The following is a 995-nucleotide window of genomic DNA, read 5'->3' on the forward strand; positions in this document are numbered from 1 at the left end:
CACTGTCGTTCTCAAAATCGGTGGAGCTGCATGACAAAGTCATCGGGCATTATCTGAACATAAAACACTATCAGTAAGTTGGAGTCATTACCGCAGACACTCAGGCTAAAAACACCACTATCAAATCCCTCGGTTCCCAGATGGTTTACACTGGCGGTACTGCTACAGACACCACCATCAAAAGCGGGGGTATACAGTGGGTCGAGAGTGGCGGTACGACCACTGACACCACCATCAATGGCGGCCAGTCGTGGCTGCGGGCCGGTGCAGTGGCCAACGGCGAAACCAGCGTAAACGCCGGAGGCGAACTGCTGATGGACGCCGGCTCTCTTGCAACGGACGTCAACATCTCCGGGGGCACCCTCTCTGTCAGCGACCTTTCCGATGCCACATCCGGCCAGAACACAGTTCAGGTCGGGATGCTCACCATGGACGGCGGAAATGTCAACTTCCTGCGCAACAGCGACGGTGAGTTCGCGAAACTGACGATTACGGAGCTGAGCGGCACCGGGAACTTCCTCCTGAACACCTCTCTCGCAGACCGTAAAGGCAACTTCGTCACTATCGAACAGGGCACAGGCCAGTTTGGTATTGCTGTGGCTGACTCCGGTAAGGAGATATCAGACCACACTGACCTGACGCTGAACCTCATCCACGAGAAAGGCGGTGACATTGACTTTGAAATGGTCACGGCATCCGGGCGAAGCACCAGATTCGTGGACGGCGGTACGTATATGTACACCCTGTACAGCCAGCAGGATAAGGACGGCCTCACCGGCGGTAACGTCTGGTATCTGGGGGCCATGGGGAGTGGCGGCGAGAACCCGGGCGGTGAGAACCCGGGCGGCGAGAACCCGGGCGGTGAGAACCCGGGCGGTGAGAACCCGGGCGGTGAGAACCCGGGCGGTGAGAATCCGGGCGGCGAGAACCCGGGCGGTGAGAACCCTGGCGGTGAGAATCCGGGCGGCGAGAACCCTGGCGGTGAGAACCCGGGC

The 995-nt window shown here is 59.3% G+C and carries 2 protein-coding genes; both read left to right on the top strand.

All coding sequences use genetic code 11. From position 1 onward, the window contains the following. Positions 1–77, top strand: a 77-nt coding sequence (locus tag ACOTXF_RS23750) for an IS1 family transposase (RefSeq protein WP_033802282.1), incomplete at its 5' end; no start/stop codon positions are given. 9 nt (positions 78–86) lie between these two features. Further along, a partial coding sequence (locus ACOTXF_RS23755; protein WP_421635310.1) for a pertactin-like passenger domain-containing protein occupies positions 87–995 on the top strand: 909 nt, incomplete at its 3' end.

Source organism: Enterobacter cloacae complex sp. IR53041 (genome assembly GCF_049238285.1).
Taxonomy (GTDB): Bacteria; Pseudomonadota; Gammaproteobacteria; order Enterobacterales; family Enterobacteriaceae; genus Enterobacter; species Enterobacter roggenkampii.